Source organism: Anaerocolumna aminovalerica (assembly GCF_900115365.1).
Lineage (GTDB): Bacteria > Bacillota > Clostridia > Lachnospirales > Lachnospiraceae > Anaerocolumna > Anaerocolumna aminovalerica.
The window spans coordinates 200,045-218,077 of record NZ_FOWD01000003.1; the positions used below are offsets into that span (position 1 = coordinate 200,045).

The window sequence follows — 18,033 nt, forward strand, 5'->3', positions numbered from 1 at the left end:
TCAATAGAATTAATAAATTATAAATCTTTATATTTTTAAAGTTCTTACTTTATTTATACATCTGAGTATTATTTATCTTTTAATATTAGGAATCACTATAAATTACTTTAAGAAATGTGAGTTTTAGAACATTCCACCACAGCTTATACCATTTCCATTTCTAAATTCATTATTATTTCTATATCCATTGCCATATTTATATCCATTTTCATTTCTCATTCCATTGTTGTATCTATTGCTGTATCCATTGTCATCTCTCATTCTATTTTCATATCCATATCCATTTGAAGATTCAAAATCTGGTTGACCATTACCATTATATCCACTTCCTGGTTCACAAATTATATTTCCTTCAAGGGCATTTTCATATGAATATAAGCGACCTTTTGATGCTACTTCTAGCGGCGGGTAATTGGTGTTGTCTAAAGCACCTTTTGAGCTATTTGATGTAGTTGCCAAAGCAACACTTCCCATAAACATAATTCCGATAACCGCTAATCCAGCAGTAATTCCTTTTATTAATTTTTTCATAATACAACTCCTTTACTATTTTTATAGATTGTTTCATCATGCTTTGTGACGGTTCTATATTAACAGTCAATTATGGTTGAATTATGATTAATAAACATTATTATATCTTTGTTATAAGGACCTCTACTTTAGCACCCATTTAACAATACGCTCCATAATTATATTTAGGAGCACTTTAAAAAGAAACCCTCATTCATTTATAATACGGTTCTCCGTAACATTTATAACATAGACTTTTTTACTTAGGATTTTTCAAATATGACTTTTAAGTAATTCATAATTTATGTAACTGTCACCTTAAGTCTTGTCTATATGGAATGTAAAAGCATATGTTCTTTTAAATGCTTTGCTTCAATTAAAATATTTGATTTTGTTATATCTTTCCCTGCATCATAAAAATGCATAATTTCTGTAAATAGCTCATAAAAACTATTTTTCAAGTTAAAATTTTCGCTAAGCTGTCTTTTTTTCTTATATCGTTCAATTAAAGAAAAATATGCACCATTAGCATTGTTTAGCTGATATAAGTCAATTTCAGGGTCAGCCCAACAACAGTTAAACGGGTCAATTACAGCAACAACATCCGTTAACTCCTGATTCAACATAATATTCCATGTATTATAATCTCCATGAACTAAACAAGCTTTAGTTATAGGTAAATAAAATATATCATCATATGATTTGTATGCTTTATCAATTATTTCAAAAATAGTTAAGTCTAGATTTCCACTTTGAAGCATCTTCGTTGCTTTTTCGTATATATCATCTACTTTGACTCTGTAATATTCACGCCAATCTTTTACAAAAACATCTGCATCAATTTCTCCAAATCCTTCTTTGTGCTCTATAGAATGATATGCAATCAAATTATCTACCATCTTATCAGCAATATAATCTAAACACTCTTCATCTACCTTTTCTTGTATCCCTGCATTTACTCCTTCTAAATATTCCATAACTAATACATCATGTGATATTGAAATATCATGACTATGAGTAATATATACTTTTGGCATTTTTATGATTGCATATTTAGATAAAATCTCTAACTGTTTTTTTTCCCTATCGGCTAATCCATTAAAAAGATATTCTTTAATCACAACCTTATATGGTGATTTTTCAAGTTCTGCTAAGAAAACTCGTCCATAAAATCCACCACCAAGTGCAGTAATAGCCTTTGGCTCTGTACAATAGTATTTCTTAATGATATCTCTTGCAATTTGTTCCATAAAGCTTTCCTCCTACATATAAATATGATTAACTTTATTATATCTTTGCAACAGGGACCTCTACTTTAGCACCCATTTTACAATAGGCTCCATAATTATATTTAGGAGCTGAATCAAGAACAAATTCATATCCATATTGTATGGGATTATAATTCTCAACTGCTTTAAAAACTGTTGATATTGCTATTCCATAATCATCTTCATTCTCAAAAGGTTCCGATTGAAATATCATAGCATAATTCTCTTCTAGTTCAATGCAATCACAACTATCTGGAATGATTCCAGAATAATCGAAAGGTATCTCAACTCCGGCTCCACATTTGGTTGTACCAGAGGTTACTAATTTATCCGGTAAATCTACAATTGCAGCATTATCTAGTCTACACTCAATACTATTAAATAATCCTTCCCAATCACAACCTTTTTCTTCACAAAAGCTAAAATAGTCCAATGCTTTTTTACTTCTCATAATAATTAGTTTTCTCTTGGGCTTTTTAACAATGGTTACCGTACATAAAATAGCAGATTTAGCTTCATCCATACATCCATTCTCCTTATTTATAAGATAGGTATAATAATGTTTGATGGGATATGCAACAAAATATTTTACTGGCGGTTTCTCAGCCTTATATCTTTTCGGAGTTATTCCAAATTCATGTGAAAATGCTCTGGTAAACCCTTCATGAGTTTCAAATTGGGAGTCAAAAGCTATTTCAATAATTTGTTTCTGACCAAATAATAAATTCTTAGCACTGTCTGTTAATCGAAGTGCTCGAATATATTCAGCAGGCGATTTACCAAGTATGTTTTTAAATAAGCGTATTGCATGACGCTTTGAATACCCGGAATTTCTCGCTAATTCCTCCATATTAATGCTATCATCAATATGTTCTTTAATATAATCTTGCATTTTTTGAACTGCATCAATTACTTCCCATCGTTCCATTTCTATCCCTCCAAAGAGAATATATCAAATTTGAAGCAAAATTTCTTGACTAAAATAGACAATTAGTTAGGGCAAGGTTGAAAGGTAATTCTATAAGTTCCCTTAATATCCGGTTTTTTAAGAGTTGAAGTAAATGTCTGCAATTTTTCCTCCTTACAAAACTGGTATTTGAATGTTTAACTATTGAGTATATGAATCAATTCTTTCCAGTTTTCTATATGAATATGATGTGATTTTGGCGTTGCACTTTTATGTCTGACAGCACCTGTATACCACACACCTGTCATACCGGCATTTACAGAACCATCTACATCGCAAATAGGATTATCACCACAATACCATACTTCTTCCGGTTTTAATCCGGCTTTCTTTAGGGCAAATTGAAAGATGTATTTAGATGGTTTACGGAAAACATAATCACTGGTAGCCATTATGAATTCAAAATGATTCGTTGGAATCAATTCATTAATACGTTCTTTTAATGAATGTTCCCCAAAGGAAATGTTACTGATTACACCGGTTCGAATATTATTTATAGCTAGATATTCCAGTAATTCTTCAATTCCTTCTGTAGCAATTGCAGGAGAAGCATTGTCCCAGAATATTTTCTCAATCTCCCAAGGTTCCATATCAAATTCTAATTCAAAGTATTCGTTAATATATCTTTGAAAATTGAAATTATGAATTTCATATTTGTAAGACTCTACCGTATTCGGATTATATCTACCAATTTCTTGTTCCAGCTCTTCTACAAAATTATGTATATCCTCTGCTGTTGCACCGGAACCATTTTTGACAGCTCTATTTAGAAGAGCCCTCTGACCTGCTAATCCATTAAATATACTTTCGTTTATTAATGTTTGTCCATAATCAAATAATATCATCTTTGGCTTATTCATATTTACCCCCATTACATTTATTCTTCCAGGCTGTGCATAGTCAGAAATTATAAGTTCATTTTAATATAATCTAAGTATATTCCCACTAAATTAATATCTGTACATTGATAAAGCATTCTGGCACCTACCACATCCTCGATTTCATTAAAAATAAGTTCTCCCTTGTCTCCAATAATAAAATCGATTCCAACTAATCCAAAATCAAAGAGGCTGATTATCTTTTCTACAATAGTAGTATCCTCTTTTGATAGCTGATATTCTCTTACATCACCGCCTAAAGAAAAATTTGATTTAAATCCGTCTTTGGCTGTTCTTAGAATTGCCGCAATTATCTTTTTCCCAATTACATAAACACGCAGATCCTGATGTCTGGAACCTGTTAGGGGCTGTAACACAACATCCGATTGATTTAGCCCGTTAAGTATCTTACTTTTATCACATTCTACACTTGTAGTATTCTTGATTGATTCGCTGGCACCTTCTTTTTTAACATACCCCGGTGTTGGTTCCAGTAAAAACACCTGGCCTCCACCATGTCCGGCAACCGATTTTATAACAGACGGTTTATTTATGTTATTCATTGCCTCTTCCACCATATAACTTTTAACAAAAGCAGAATCTACCATATCAATACCTAACTGAGCAACGTATTGATAAGTTCTTGCCTTATCATTACATATTTCTGCAACTTTTGAATTATTGAATACTTTGATTCCCATATATTCTAAATGTTTATTCAGTAAAGGATAAATAGTACGGCAGATTGCAAAATCAGGACGGCTTATTTCACTATTTTCATAAGTAAAGTACCATGTATTGTTACCAACTCCAAACTCTAATTTCTCAACTAGTATAAGTTCGATCTGTATCTCTTGGAGTTTACCTTCTTCTATATAAAATTCAATATATCTTTTATTTTTTTCAACATCACGTTCACTGTATATTAACCAACCAACCATAACTTCTCCTTTTGTTACTTAGAATACTAGATAATTATATTACACTCTTATTTTTTCTTTATCTTGTTTTAATGTATTTAATTTAATTACTTAAAGAAAAAAATGAACGTAAATTTTAGTAAATCTTTTATATTAAATTTTCAATTTTAGAATCTTTTATAAATTTTTTTAATCTATTTATCTAAATTTTAAAATAAAAGGCTATTGTAAAATGAATGCTATTACCTGATATTATCATGAAACCAGTTTAATCTTATATATCTGGTATAACCATTCTAGTTACAACAACCTCTTATAATGTTCCGATAAATTTCTAAATACAAGCAATGATGAATAAATATGATATTATCCTTTTGTAAAGGGGGAATACAATTATAATACTACTTAACTTTTTCTATCTGTTAATGTTAAGGTGCTATCCAATTTTTTCAGTATATGCTCCATAATATAATCAGCCACATTTACCCCGGTACAATCATAAATATTCTTAAAATGGGCATTAGAGTTAACTTCACAAACTATTGGTTCATTCTTATCACCAAATAAAATATCTACACCAGCAAAATCAAGGCCAAGTATTTTACAACATCTAACTGCCAGATCTATTTGCTCTTTTGTGGGTTCATAAGGTCTCATTTTACCGCCATTAGTGATATTGGCTCTAAAATCATCGGTATCGGAATACCGATACATAGACGCCACAACCTGCTCACCTACCACCTGAAGCCGAATATCCTTGCCCTTGCTGGTTTCAATAAATTCTTGAAATAACATAGACTTAGGCTGAACCTCTTTCACCTTTTCTTCCAGCTCATTTTTATTATGAACCATATAAACCTGCTGGCCAAAAGATCCAAAGCATTCTTTCACTACCATTGGAAATGAAAGTTCTTCTATAACTTGTTCCAGAAATTCCATATTGGTATATCCGATATTAGAAAATGTCATAGGAGCGAGTATTGTTTTTGGCATCTTAATGCCTGATTGTTGAAGGTATAAGTGAGTTAAAGATTTATCATCGCAGACTGCAATTGATCTGGAGGAATTAAATACCGGAAGTCCTTTTAACTCCAGATATTCAGCCAATCTTACATCTTTATCCCAAAATAGTACAAAGTCTGGCTTTTCGGTGTCCACCTCTTTATATTCCATTGTATTGTCAGAATCCAAATGTACTAACACTTCTCCGTTAGTTTTAATAATTAGTTCAATTCCTGCTTTTTTTGCAGCTTCTACTAGCCAGACATTGATTTCTGAAAATTTGTGGGTATGTAAAAACCCATTAGTAATAAGCCATGCCGTCATCTTTATACCTATTGTATTGAAGGTTATTGCAAAATGAATGTTTATAACTGATATGATTTTAATATCACCCTTTATATCCGTTATACCTATTCTGATTTTTCAACAGCTTCTTTCTCTGTCTGCTTCCACTAAATAATCTTGATTACAGATACATTACGCTGAATGCAGATATGATACTGCCTAACAAATAGATTGAAAGAAGTGGCAGATACAATTTATCCTTTCTTCTTTATCTCTTTCAATCTTATTTTTTATCTATCTATACATATTCGTCAATAAACTGCTCAAATTCTTCTAAAGACATTAATACCTTTCTTGGCTTAGTTCCTTCTTCCGGGCCTACAACACCTGCATCAGCCAGTTGATCCATAATTCTTGCAGCACGGTTAAAGCCTATTTTATAGACTCTTTGTAACATACCAATGGAAGCTTTGTCTTTTTCTATAATAAATTTACCGGCTTCCACAAAATATTCATCACGGTCACTGACCGGTGATGAACCGGAGGAATCATTTGCTTGAACACTGGTTATTTTTTGCGCCACTTCTTCATTATATTCCGCCGAAGAATTCTGAGCAGTTAAGAAATCTACAACTGCACTGACTTCCTTATCAGATACAAAGGCGCCCTGCACACGAATCGGCTTTGGATAACCGGATGGGAAAAATAACATATCACCTTTTCCAAGTAACTTTTCAGCTCCGGAACCATCAAGTATAGTTCTGGAATCAATTGCTGAAGAAACAGAAAATGCAATTCTGGATGGAACATTTGCTTTAATCAGTCCGGTAATTACGTTAACGGATGGTCTTTGGGTAGCAATAATTAAATGTAATCCGGCTGCACGTGCCATTTGTGCCAAACGGCATATTGCATCTTCTACCTCTCCCGGTGCAACCATCATAAGGTCAGCAAGCTCATCTACTATAATTACAATTTGAGGCATTTTCTTATATTTCTCATCATTAAATTCTTCTACTTTTGAAATCTTTTCATTATAGCCTTTAATATCCCGGACACCTAATTCCGCAAACTTCTGATAACGTTCGGTCATCTCCATAACCGCCCAATTAAGTGCAGCAGAAGCCTTTTTAGGATCTGTAACAACAGGTATTAACAAATGCGGTATTCCATTATAAACACTAAGCTCTACCACCTTTGGGTCAACCATAATCAAACGGACGTCCGATGGCTTTGATTTATATAAAATACTCATAATCAAAGTGTTAATACAAACGGATTTACCGGAACCGGTAGCACCTGCAATAAGCAGATGGGGCATCTTAGCTATATCTGTAACGATAGGTTGTCCTCCAATATCCTTTCCTACAGCAAATGCAATGTCTGATGGATGTTTCTTAAACTCATTGGATTCAATTAACTCACGAAACATTACCATAGTATTTTCTTTATTGGGTACTTCAATACCAACAGCGGCTTTTCCCGGTATTGGTGCTTCAATCCTGATATCTGCGGCTGCTAAATTTAATTTAATATCATCTGCCAAACTAGTAATTTTACTGACCTTTACACCTTGTTCCGGCTGTAATTCATAACGGGTTACAGCAGGACCGCAGCTAACATTGGTAATGGTTACCTGAACCCCGAAACTCTCCAATGTTTTCTGGAGTTTTAATGCCGTATCTTTCAGGTCTTTATCTGACATACCTTTCGCATTTGCCTTAGGTCTTGACAACAAATCAACGGTTGGGAAAATATATTCTTTCTTCTCCTCCAGATTTTGATTGATATTCATGGATTCCACATCTCCGCCACTTGCTGCATTGGATTTAGCTGAAGAACTGCGGGATGAGATTCTATTTGCTTCTTCATAAACTGTTTCCTGTATCTCTCCTTCAGAAAGCGAATCCATATGGGAGACTGGTGACGGTTGCTCTGTATCATATAATTCTGTACTTTTATCAACCGCATCTTCACCTGCCGCATGGAGAAGTCTCTTTATATCTTCATCAATACCAGGGCGATGCTGCGCTTCATGATTAGATTCCGTACTATCTTCTCTTGTACCAAACTTTGCTTTTAACTCATCCGATACTTTCTCATTTACCGAGTTTTCGTCATAATAAGGATTACTTCTATGAATAGGAATATCATCAGTATCCAATGGTTTGATTTCTTCCATATCAAAAGAACTGTCTATATTTGGTGTGAAAATGCTATTATCTGCAACAGTCTTTTTCTTTTTCTTTAAGCCAAAAAGACCATCCCCTTTTTCAACGGATGTTTTATTTCCGGTATTCTCATCTTGGGAATATTCCTGCCCTACAGTTGCTGCCTTCTTGGAACCCTCCTCTTTCTTCAGTGTAAATGTTTTTGCAGGTCTGCGCTCTGCTTCCGCAGCCATCTCTTCTTCTCTTTGTATTCTGCGCTCTTTCATTTGCTTTAAAGAAGCTTCACTCTTTAATCCCAGAATGGTTAAGAGTGCTTTTCCTGTAATAAACATAATAGAAATAATAATAAGAGCTATTAATATTATATAAGTTCCCACATTACCAAATAAAGGATATAAGATATTACATAGGATTCCTCCTACAATACCACCACCATTTTTAGATTCTGATGACATTTTATAAATGTCACCAATCTTACTTTTTTGTGTATATCCATATGTTATAAGATGAATTAAAGAGCTGACAGCAATACTTAAAACAATTGCACCTATTAATTTTATCCGGGCAACATAATTGCCGCGATTTGCTATGTAAAATGCCATTCCAAAGAATAATAAAAAAGGTAAAAGGTAAGCCAAAAAGCCAAACAGTCCAAAAGTAACACCGTTAATGAATCCCCCAACTTTACCGCTTAAATTAAAATTACTTAAAATAAGTAATAACGCTATAACTAAAGATACCACCAATAATATTTCGTCATGGAATAAGGCTTTCTTTTCTGGATCCATGTTATAACCGGTATCTCGTTTTCCGGATGATGCTCCTTTGTTTTTAGGCGGTCTTCCTCTTCTACCGGAATTGGATCCACTACTTTTTCTCTTTGTAGTTGATTTTTGTGAAGTTTTTTGTTTCGTAGCCATTTATAATCCTCCTTAAGCTACTGAATCTATTTCAAAAATATATAAAATATAAAATTGTCATAAACGACAAATTGATTCTAAGCCATTGAAAATATTTATTCAATGAAACATTAGAACCAATTTCATTATACCTTTTATTCCATTTCCATGCAAGGGAATTTCCTTTCAAGTTAAAAAATACGCGAAAGAATGACTAGTTATACATCTATAGAAGAACCAGGAAAATAGGATGGATTCAGATAATCATTCATATCCGTTGAATGAATTCCATCTACTACATATTTATCTCCTTCTTTTCTGGCATAAACACTGCCATGGTTTAATGAAATAGTTTGATACTCTGCCGCTCCACCAGCTTTTACATCCTCTTTCCCGGTACCATTACCTAATATACTTTGGGTTCTATTACTATAAATTCGTTCTAATGGCATAATAGTGTATAACATATAATTCTCCTTTCTCTATTTGATTATAATTGATATAGCCTTACCATAATTTAAGACCTTCCCGCCAGTTCATATAATTTATTTAAGGCCTCTTTAATACCGCCCACTTCATCAATAATACCTTTTTCCACTGCTTCTTTACCTACTAAAATTGAACCTACATCTTTAGCCAGCTGGCTAGTATTTAGCATAAGTCCTTTTAAAGTTTCCTTATCTATTTTTGAATGATTAACAATAAAGCTTAGTATACGATCCTGGATTCTTTCAAAATATTCAAAGGTTTGTGATACACCAATTATAGTCCCATTCATACGAACCGGATGTATTATCATGGTTGCTGTAGGCACAATATAGCTGTAATCAGAAGATACCGCAAGGGGAACACCGATGGAATGACTTCCGCCTAATACCAAAGAAACGGTGGGCTTGCTTAATGAAGCAATCATTTCCGCAATAGCAAGTCCGGCTTCCACATCTCCTCCTACTGTATTAATAAGAATCAGCAAACCATCAATATCCGCGCTGTCCTCAATGGCTGCCAGTTGTGGTAAAACATGTTCATATTTTGTTGTTTTATTATGTTGAGGAAGACATTCATGACCTTCAATTTCTCCTATAATGGAAAGCAAATGTATTTTAGACTTCCGTTGCTCATTTACAAGGGTTGTCTGACCAAATTGTCTGATTTTGTCATCGTCCAGTTCTTCTTTCTCTTTCTGTTCCCTTTCTTGTTGTATTTTTTTATCATTATTATCCACAGAATCAGAGCCAGGGTCTTTATCATTATTTCCTTTACCTTCATCATCTGGCCTTTTATGGTTATTTTCGAAATCATCCTGAACATTTGAATCAGTATCGCGATTATTACTGTTATTACTTTGTACATCAATTTCATTATAATTATAAAAATTTCTATCAAAGTCAGAATTCGTACTGCTATTATACTCTTTGCTTTTAACATATCCCATACTTTTACCAAGCCTTTCTTGTATTCTTTATCAATATACTTGCTTATTATATGGAAAATTTGCAATATTATTTATTAATGGGTTAAAAAAGGCTTGTAAATAAGTATAAAGGTTTTTGTTTAAAAATAATATTCTGAATGCCTTAATTTCTGCAATGATACAATTTTGATATTTTCACTCCCAGATGCTGTAAAGTATTGAACAATAAACTCTTAAAAACATTAAAAATCCTGAATTCCTGTGAATTCAGGATTTTCTTTCCATTATTTCTAAACTGATCTCTAATGTTATCTTTTTAAGATTTTTTAATTATTGGCCATCTGAATTTTGGAACATGCTTTACCATTGTTTCAAATATAACTCCCCAATGTTGTTCCGATAGAGCTGCCACCGGAATTTCATTCTTTATTTGAAGATTTCTTTTTATATGTTTAATTTGTGATGGTGTAAATACACCTCTTAAAGCCAGATCAACAGATGACTGCGGAGCATTAAGCACATATTCGGCAAGGCCCCAAAAGATTGAATAGTCCCTAATAGGTACAATTGGTTTGGCCTTTCTATTTATTGTAATTATAGCAGAATCTACTTTTGGTGATGGTGAAAAATTTTTTCTTGAAATATCTTTGAGATAACGAATATCAAACCACATTCTCCATAAAATCACATAGGCATCCTTCACAATATTTGAGGTAAACCTTTTAGCAGCACCTTTTTCCATTACAATTACTCCTCTTTGAAAGCCACTTGAAGGATTATTAAGAAGCATCTTCATAATCGGTGTTGTAATAGCATATGGAATATTTGAAATAACCATGAAAGGCTCTCTAGGCAGATTAATTCTTAAAATATCCTGATGAATAATTTTAGTATTCTGGTTAAGTCTGAACTTTTCTTTTAAAACTTCAACGAACTTACTATCATACTCCACAGCCAGTACTTTTCCCGCTTTTTGGCAGAGAACCGATGTTAATGCCCCTTTTCCGGCCCCTAAGTCTAAAACCATATCATGTGTACTGACTTTTGACAGATCTACAATCTCATTTATTAATTTCTTATTATGCATTAAATGTTGTCCCGAAAAATTGGGAGGTTCACCACGGCTTAATTTTCTCCCATTATACTTATGAATTTTTTTAGTCATATCTTCTATTCCTCTCTAAAATAAAAAATCACAGGTAATCTGCCTGTGATTCAAAGTAAAAGGAAAAGGACCCAGCCTTATTAAGTTATAGCTATTAGAAGCCCTCATAAAGAAGCCCACCTATTGTTTTATAGGAAGGTAAATTGGACATAAATAAAGAAAGGCAAAACAATCCGCCTTTCTAAACATGCATATTATTACTATCGTTGTTCACTGCTCAGATAGTATAAAGAATACACTAGTAATTTTGCAATAAAGGATAAAAATTACACGTGTTTTATAATATGAATTAAAGATTACTAAAAAAGGACAGACTAATCCCTTTACTCTGTATCACACAACAGAGCCTTTGAACGTATTCAGTTACTGGTTCAAAGTAGGAAAACGTAGTCTTATCGAATGTGTCATTTTTTAATAACCCTCCTTATAACAAATAGTGTATGTTATTCATTATATACTTTTCTTAAAATATGTCAATGCATACCCAGTCGGTAAACTTTGTCGTACATTACTTATAAATAGTTAATTCAATTAATATCTATTCTATCTCTTCAACCTTGGCCGATGATATATTCCCATAAATCTTCATCCCGCATTTAGAATCCCATCATAGCTTTCCTTATATACCAATTAAAAAACACGTTCGATTTTTGTACTGCATACCAAACATTGAACGTGTTTTTTAGATGAAGCCGTTGTAAAATAACTTATCTTATTCCGATGCTTTAAAGTTTCTGGCTTTCTGGTTTACTTTAATTTTATCAATTGCGGTTTTAATCCATATACTGCTGCTCTAGGAATTGCTGTTTTTCTTTTATACTGCCACCAATTAAAATACTTGATTTTATACAAGGGCTCCGCCGCCATCTACGATTATGAACTGACCTTGAACATAACTGGAACTATCGCTGGAAAGATAGAGAATCGTACCATTTAGTTCCCCTTTTCTTCCCGGGCGTCCTGCTGGGTTCAGCGTATTATATTTGTTCAGAAATTCTTCTGATTTAAATAAGGTTTCACTGGTCATTTCACTTTCAAAAAGAGCCGGCCCAACGGCATTCACTGTAATACCATATCTTGCATAGGAAGCTGCCATACCTCTTGTTAAACCAACCACTGCAGCTTTGGAGGAATTATAGGAATGTCTGATAAATACATCAAACTTATCTGCAACTACTGCATTTACGGATGCGATATTAATAATTTTACCATAACCTCTTTCCTTCATTTGGGGAAGAACATATTTGCTTGCTAAAAAGATTCCCTTCACATTCGTATCAAAAGATTTATCCCAATCCTCCACTGACATACTGTCTACTCCGCCACGAACAGCAACTCCTGCATTATTTAATAGGATATCAATATGACCGAAGGTATCAAGCACGGTTTGCATCGCTGTTTTTACACTTTCTTCATTTGTAACATCGCATCCAACAGCAACTACTTTTCTGCCTGTTTTCTCAATTTCTGCTTTTACCTTCTTTAGCTTTTCTATACGTCTTGCCAGTAATGCAACATCTGCTCCGGCTTTTGCATAGGCAAGTGCAGCATCTGCTCCAAGCCCTGAGCTTGCTCCTGTTACTACAGCTACTTTTCCAGTTAAATCAAATAAATTTTCCATTTATTATATCCTTTCTTTTTATTAATAAGAAACTACAAATAATATCTCCAATTATTGAATTAAATACGGCCTGTTTCCATAAATGCTGTACGGTCATATCGTCCGGTTAACAAATATGGAATTACATCATTGGCTTCTATTTTTTCTACCAAACTAAGTTTATGTACTAACAAACTGTTCTTTGAATATGCACCCCCTATTATAGTATTAACCGGCAGTTCTGCCCATGGGTCATCAATACTTGATTTTAAATTGAGGGTCACAGTTCCCGGCTCCCATGATTGATAATTATATTCGCATTGATTCATCAGCAATGCTCCGTTCAGGAAATGAGACACACCGTTCTCGTCCGGCATACGGTCAAAATGGAAATAGAAACCGCCTCCAAATGTCTGTTTACCTGCTGCCGGGAATTGATAGAGAGCCGCAGTCAGGGGATTATTATATTCACCTAATTTCATAGTTGCTTCTACAAGCTGTGTTCCTCTTCTGGTTACTCCTGCTATTACCGTATCACCATTTCTTCTAATAACAAATTCTCCACCCAGTTTCTTTGGAATACTTCCATTATCACGGCCGCATTGTACTGCCATTTCGGCTCCGGGTCCGCCAAGTACCAGGCCCATGGTATATAGTCCCAGTGACTTACCGTAGGTTGCATAGACTCCCAGAATTGCTTCATAGTAGTCATCTGCAAATGTTGGATTGTTAACATGACAGATGGATAAGGTAACCACCGGCATAGAAAATGGTTTCAATGGCGGCGGAAGTATCCTTGCAATTGCTGCCGGATCAGTAAGATAACTGATATAGAGTCCCTCCTGATTATCCATAAGGGATATCTTTCCGAAGTTTGATATTTCATCTTTGGAAACTCGAAAGCTTGGAGTTTTTTGTTTTTCCGCAAATAATTCTCTTCCTGCTTCAAAGCCTGTACGTACTGCAGGTGCGATTATTCCATCTTTTATGGCACTTCCTATAACTTTCACCTCTTGACCCTTTGCTTCTAATTCAGATACCAGAGATTGATCCGGCCTGAACCCAAGAGAAAGTACGATTGCATCTGCAGATACGCTAACTTCTCCATGGTCTTTCAATCTCTCCAGTACAACACTATCCGCTTTTATCTCTTTTAAGGAATGTCCCAGCAAATAATCTGCACCGGATTTAGCCAAGCGTCCACAGACATCAGCTACATTGGTATGGTTTGCATTTGGGGCAGGCTTGTCAAGCATATCAATAATGGTAACCTGATTTCCCTCTTGGCAAAGAAATTCTGCCGTCTCAAGACCTGTTAGACCTGCACCGATAACAGCTACTTTTTTACCTTTTAATGCTGAATTACCTGACAGTACCGATTCCACCGTAAATACATTGTTACCCGTTATTCCGGGAATTTTTCCGGGAACAATGGATGTTGATCCTGTAGCAAGAATTACTGCATCCGGTTTATATTCCATAATCATATCTGCAGTTGCTTCTGTATTTAACTTGACTTCTACTCCAAGCCGCTTCAATTCACCGTTATAGTAATCAGCAATCCACTGCATTCGATCCTTTAACGGCGGCTTCTTAGCTAGATTAACGGTTCCTCCAAGTTCACTTTGACGGTCAAGCAAAGTTACTTTTACTCCACGAAGAGCAAGGGTTTGTGCTGCACACATTCCAGCCGGTCCGCCGCCAACAACAATTGCAGTATGTCCTTTGGTGTCACGAACAAGATTCCCATATTTTAGTTCTCTTGCATATCTGGGGTTTAGTGCACATTCCGGTGGTAGGCCGGCAGCATTATATTCATTCAGACTTTCAAAGCAACGCAGGCAGGAGATGCATTTGCGTAATTCTTTTTCTCTTCCTTCCAGTACTTTTTTACCCCACTCTTCATCGGCATTCCAGGAACGTCCCATGGAAATAAAATCTACTACCCCTTCTTCCAGGAATGTTTCTGCTACTGCAGGTTCTCTAAATACTGATACACCGATTACAGGAATTTTCACATGACTTTTTACTGCTAAAAGCATGTCATGTCTCCAACCCTGGGGGAAAGAAATAGGTTCTATACAGGTCATGCCGGTTTCATATAATCCGCAGCTGATATCAATAAAATCAATACCTGCCTGCTCTAAAGCCATGGCAATCTTTACACCATCCTGAATATGGATATACTCTTCTGTTACACCTGTCTTATCCAAAAATTCTTCTACACTTAATCGAATACCTATTGGGAAATCCGGGCCACATTCTTTCCGAATTCCATTTATAATTTCAACAATTATTCTTTGGCGATTCTCAAAATTTCCGCCGTATTCGTCATCTCGTTTATTTGTATAGGGAGACAGAAACTGATGCAGCAGATATCCATGTGCTGCGTGTAATTCCACTCCGTCACAACCTGCTTTTTGTACTCTAACTGCACCTTCAATAAACTGAAGGATCAATTGTTTTATTTCATCTATGGTAAGTGCACGTGTCTCCTGTTTTACTAGTTTACAAGGAATAGGGGACGGTGCAACTACCGGCTGTCCGCCAAGAAGTGCAGACACCGTTTCACGTCCAGGATGATGCAACTGTATAAAGATCTTGCTGCCATGCTTATGTACCGCTTCTGCAAGTTCGGCCAGTGGACCGATATGCCTGTCCTTTGTAACGGACAACTGTCTCATAAGCCCTGCTCCATGCACATCATTGATACGGGTAATCTCTGGTATGATGATTCCTGCACCGCCAGCCGCTCTCGCTTCATAAAAAGCAATCATATCTTCAGACGGTGTTCCATCAAGATTGGCAAGTCCACACCCCATGGGAGACATGACCAGACGATTCTTAATAGTTACCTTTCCAATGCTTCCAACTTCAAATAATTTTTTATACATCTTTTTCCTCCTTTTATGTTCATATAAAAAATAATTAGCAATAACCTTCATAATGTCATAAGAATAAGTTAAAATCAGTAATTCCACAACGTGTATTATGAATGATAAAAATTTGACAATTTGTTTATAGTGCACTATAGTAAAATTATATTTTAAACAGATTATTGCAGAAATGGGGAAAATTATGACATTTACAAAGTTAATAGAAAGAATCTCGGAAGAATATTCACTTGAAATCCTATCCCAAGGAGAAGATTTAGAAATAAAAGACGTTGCTTTGATTGATAATAAGCATGATAATACCAAAAGGACCACTCTTTACTTTGGCTATGATAAACAATTAACAAACTCCGCATCCGTACCATATCAATGCATAATTGCATGTACGGATCCTTCAGCATCTCCCCTTTCCACTGTGGGTAATATTGCTTTGGTATCAGAAGACTCTTTATTTACCATATTCAATGACGCAAAAACTTTGATTGAAACCACTGGTAAAGGAATTGGAATTTTTGAGGAACTTACTGCTATCGCAGATAAAACCCATAACATTGAGGCTGTTATTGATGCTGCCTCTGTAAGGCTTGGTAATTCTTTGCTATTTTGTGATATGAATTTTAAAATCATTGCCAGTTCTACATCTGTCCCTATCCTCGATCCTCTATGGAAAGAGAATAGGAAACAGGGATATTGCTCCTATGAATTTATCAGTGAGGTAAAGGAATTGAAATCCATACGTAATGCCTCACAAACTACAGCCGCCTTGGAAGTTACCTGCACCAAATCCCCTTACCGTAAGCTAAGCAGTAAAGTTTTTCATAATCAGACTCAGATTGGATTTTTATTGATGATTGAAGGAGAGAACAATTTTCTTCCTTCTCATTTTGAAATGCTGAGCATAATAAGCCATGTTATCAGCTATACAATAGCGTACTATACACCGGACTTATTTGAAAAAAACAGCCTTTATCATGAATTATTATATGATATGCTGATTGGAGCACCTTCCAAGGATATTATGCCAAGACTGGCAGAACTTAAATTTCCTTCCAAAATGCTGGTTCTATTTATTCATTCTATAAGATATCTTGGACAACAGTACTTAAAAACTTTTATATGCAAGAATTTAAAAACACGGATTCCCGGTACCCATGTTACCTATCATAAAGAGGGTATTGTTGCGGTTATTCCGTTAAAGAATGATAGTGAAATGGATTCTGAGTTACTGAAAATGTTGGTATGCTTTTCCAAAGAGGAACACATACGAATTGGAATCAGTAATTCTTTCACCTCCATTAAAAACTTTGTAAGTCACTATGAACAAGCCCATACCGCATTAGAGTTGGGGTATAAATTAAACCCGGAGGAATTAGTATACTGCTATCAAAATTATCAGATTTTTGATTTGTTTTCAGAAGTAAAAAATCCCGAAAAATTAGGACGGTTCTGCCATCCTGCTCTGGCAATTCTCCATCAGTATGACCATGAAAACAGTTCGCAGCTGTATAAGACCTTATGTGTCTATATAGACAATGGATGTAACATTAAATTAACTGCAGAAAGTCTATATATCCACCGAAATTCCCTTGTCTACCGTTTAAATCGTATCACTGAAATATGCCTGATTGACCTTTCAGAGATTAATACGCTTTTCCTGCTTCGGCTTTCTTTCCTCATAGATCGGTATAATGAGCTAAATAAAAATTTGGCATAGTAGGACGCTCAATGTCGTCAACTTTAGATGATAGCAAATCTCTACATGAAAAATATTATATTATTTATATTTTATATTTTCATTTTTAAAGAAAAAGAGTATACTAAATACACCTAACAGAATAGGCTTTTTTTGCAAATATTCACTTAATATACTTATAAAGTTGGTTTTGAATTTTTGTGATATTTTCTTCTGTTACGTGTCATTTGTCGTTCATATTTCCGGTTGCGGCGGATTTGTGAACGACATTTTTGAATTTCGTAAATTAAATCGTTATATATGTAAATCCAGTCTTTTGATGATTCTATTAAAGTTATGATTTTACGTGCAACCCTATATATCAACA

15 protein-coding genes are annotated in these 18,033 nt (G+C 34.7%); 1 reads left to right on the forward strand and 14 read right to left on the reverse strand.

Features of this window, described 5'->3' with window-relative positions; all coding sequences use genetic code 11:
• Nucleotides 1-123: 123 nt before the first annotated feature.
• From BM183_RS03045 to BM183_RS03100, 13 genes are all read right to left on the reverse strand, one after another.
• Nucleotides 124-531 carry a hypothetical protein gene (locus BM183_RS03045; protein WP_091684300.1) on the reverse strand — a complete coding sequence of 136 codons (408 nt, stop codon included), beginning with the start codon at nucleotides 529-531 and terminating at the stop codon, nucleotides 124-126.
• 308 nt (nucleotides 532-839) lie between these two features.
• Complete coding sequence (locus BM183_RS03050) at nucleotides 840-1,760, reverse strand: phosphotransferase (protein ID WP_091684301.1); 921 nt, start codon at nucleotides 1,758-1,760, stop codon at nucleotides 840-842.
• Between the two features lie 37 nt (nucleotides 1,761-1,797).
• Nucleotides 1,798-2,706, reverse strand: a complete 909-nt coding sequence (locus tag BM183_RS03055) for a helix-turn-helix domain-containing protein (protein WP_091684302.1) — start codon at nucleotides 2,704-2,706, stop codon at nucleotides 1,798-1,800.
• Nucleotides 2,707-2,882: 176 nt separating this feature from the next.
• Nucleotides 2,883-3,605 (reverse strand): HAD family hydrolase, encoded by a 723-nt coding sequence (locus BM183_RS03060; RefSeq protein WP_170847872.1) that lies wholly within the window; start codon nucleotides 3,603-3,605, stop codon nucleotides 2,883-2,885.
• Nucleotides 3,606-3,652: 47 nt separating this feature from the next.
• Nucleotides 3,653-4,564 (reverse strand): ATP-grasp domain-containing protein, encoded by a 912-nt coding sequence (locus BM183_RS03065; protein WP_091684304.1) that lies wholly within the window; start codon nucleotides 4,562-4,564, stop codon nucleotides 3,653-3,655.
• Nucleotides 4,565-4,948: 384 nt separating this feature from the next.
• Nucleotides 4,949-5,869 carry an ATP-grasp domain-containing protein gene (locus tag BM183_RS03070; RefSeq protein WP_091684305.1) on the reverse strand — a complete coding sequence of 307 codons (921 nt, stop codon included), beginning with the start codon at nucleotides 5,867-5,869 and terminating at the stop codon, nucleotides 4,949-4,951.
• Between the two features lie 259 nt (nucleotides 5,870-6,128).
• Entirely contained in the window at nucleotides 6,129-8,921 is a 2,793-nt protein-coding gene (locus BM183_RS03075) for an FtsK/SpoIIIE family DNA translocase (RefSeq protein WP_091684306.1), read from the reverse strand.
• Nucleotides 8,922-9,118: 197 nt separating this feature from the next.
• On the reverse strand, nucleotides 9,119-9,367 hold the full coding sequence (locus BM183_RS03080; RefSeq protein ID WP_091684307.1) for a YlzJ-like family protein: 249 nt from the start codon (nucleotides 9,365-9,367) through the stop codon (nucleotides 9,119-9,121).
• A gap of 50 nt (nucleotides 9,368-9,417) precedes the next feature.
• Nucleotides 9,418-10,125, reverse strand: a complete 708-nt coding sequence (locus tag BM183_RS03085) for a ClpP family protease (protein WP_170847873.1) — start codon at nucleotides 10,123-10,125, stop codon at nucleotides 9,418-9,420.
• Nucleotides 10,126-10,630: 505 nt separating this feature from the next.
• Nucleotides 10,631-11,479 (reverse strand): 23S ribosomal RNA methyltransferase Erm, encoded by an 849-nt coding sequence (erm, locus tag BM183_RS03090; protein WP_091684309.1) that lies wholly within the window; start codon nucleotides 11,477-11,479, stop codon nucleotides 10,631-10,633.
• A 363-nt stretch (nucleotides 11,480-11,842) separates the two neighbouring features.
• The gene (locus BM183_RS21615; protein WP_106408210.1) at nucleotides 11,843-11,887 is read right to left on the reverse strand and encodes an erythromycin resistance leader peptide; all 45 of its coding nucleotides are present in this window, start codon (nucleotides 11,885-11,887) and stop codon (nucleotides 11,843-11,845) included.
• A 436-nt stretch (nucleotides 11,888-12,323) separates the two neighbouring features.
• Nucleotides 12,324-13,100 carry an SDR family NAD(P)-dependent oxidoreductase gene (locus BM183_RS03095; protein WP_091684310.1) on the reverse strand — a complete coding sequence of 259 codons (777 nt, stop codon included), beginning with the start codon at nucleotides 13,098-13,100 and terminating at the stop codon, nucleotides 12,324-12,326.
• Nucleotides 13,101-13,159: 59 nt separating this feature from the next.
• Complete coding sequence (locus tag BM183_RS03100; protein WP_091684311.1) at nucleotides 13,160-15,973, reverse strand: oxidoreductase; 2,814 nt, start codon at nucleotides 15,971-15,973, stop codon at nucleotides 13,160-13,162.
• A gap of 184 nt (nucleotides 15,974-16,157) precedes the next feature.
• On the opposite strand from BM183_RS03100, the gene BM183_RS03105 reads away from it, so the two are divergent.
• Nucleotides 16,158-17,687 carry a PucR family transcriptional regulator gene (locus tag BM183_RS03105; RefSeq protein WP_091684312.1) on the forward strand — a complete coding sequence of 510 codons (1,530 nt, stop codon included), beginning with the start codon at nucleotides 16,158-16,160 and terminating at the stop codon, nucleotides 17,685-17,687.
• A 155-nt stretch (nucleotides 17,688-17,842) separates the two neighbouring features.
• On the opposite strand, the gene BM183_RS20880 is transcribed toward BM183_RS03105, so the two are convergent.
• Nucleotides 17,843-18,033, reverse strand: a 191-nt coding sequence (locus BM183_RS20880; RefSeq protein ID WP_207650124.1) for a hypothetical protein, incomplete at its 5' end; no start/stop codon positions are given.

Bases quoted from the DNA above. Each gene is read 5' to 3' on its own strand.
- BM183_RS03045 (WP_091684300.1), bottom strand. From the start codon at position 531: ATGAAAAAATTAATAAAAGGAATTACTGCTGGATTAGCGGTTATCGGA.
- BM183_RS03050 (WP_091684301.1), bottom strand. From the start codon at position 1,760: ATGGAACAAATTGCAAGAGATATCATTAAGAAATACTATTGTACAGAG.
- BM183_RS03055 (WP_091684302.1), bottom strand. From the start codon at position 2,706: ATGGAACGATGGGAAGTAATTGATGCAGTTCAAAAAATGCAAGATTAT.
- BM183_RS03060 (WP_170847872.1), bottom strand. From the start codon at position 3,605: ATGAATAAGCCAAAGATGATATTATTTGATTATGGACAAACATTAATA.
- BM183_RS03065 (WP_091684304.1), bottom strand. From the start codon at position 4,564: ATGGTTGGTTGGTTAATATACAGTGAACGTGATGTTGAAAAAAATAAA.
- BM183_RS03070 (WP_091684305.1), bottom strand. From the start codon at position 5,869: ATGACGGCATGGCTTATTACTAATGGGTTTTTACATACCCACAAATTT.
- BM183_RS03075 (WP_091684306.1), bottom strand. From the start codon at position 8,921: ATGGCTACGAAACAAAAAACTTCACAAAAATCAACTACAAAGAGAAAA.
- BM183_RS03080 (WP_091684307.1), bottom strand. From the start codon at position 9,367: ATGTTATACACTATTATGCCATTAGAACGAATTTATAGTAATAGAACC.
- erm (WP_091684309.1), bottom strand. From the start codon at position 11,479: ATGACTAAAAAAATTCATAAGTATAATGGGAGAAAATTAAGCCGTGGT.
- BM183_RS03095 (WP_091684310.1), bottom strand. From the start codon at position 13,100: ATGGAAAATTTATTTGATTTAACTGGAAAAGTAGCTGTAGTAACAGGA.
- BM183_RS03100 (WP_091684311.1), bottom strand. From the start codon at position 15,973: ATGTATAAAAAATTATTTGAAGTTGGAAGCATTGGAAAGGTAACTATT.
- BM183_RS03105 (WP_091684312.1), top strand. From the start codon at position 16,158: ATGACATTTACAAAGTTAATAGAAAGAATCTCGGAAGAATATTCACTT.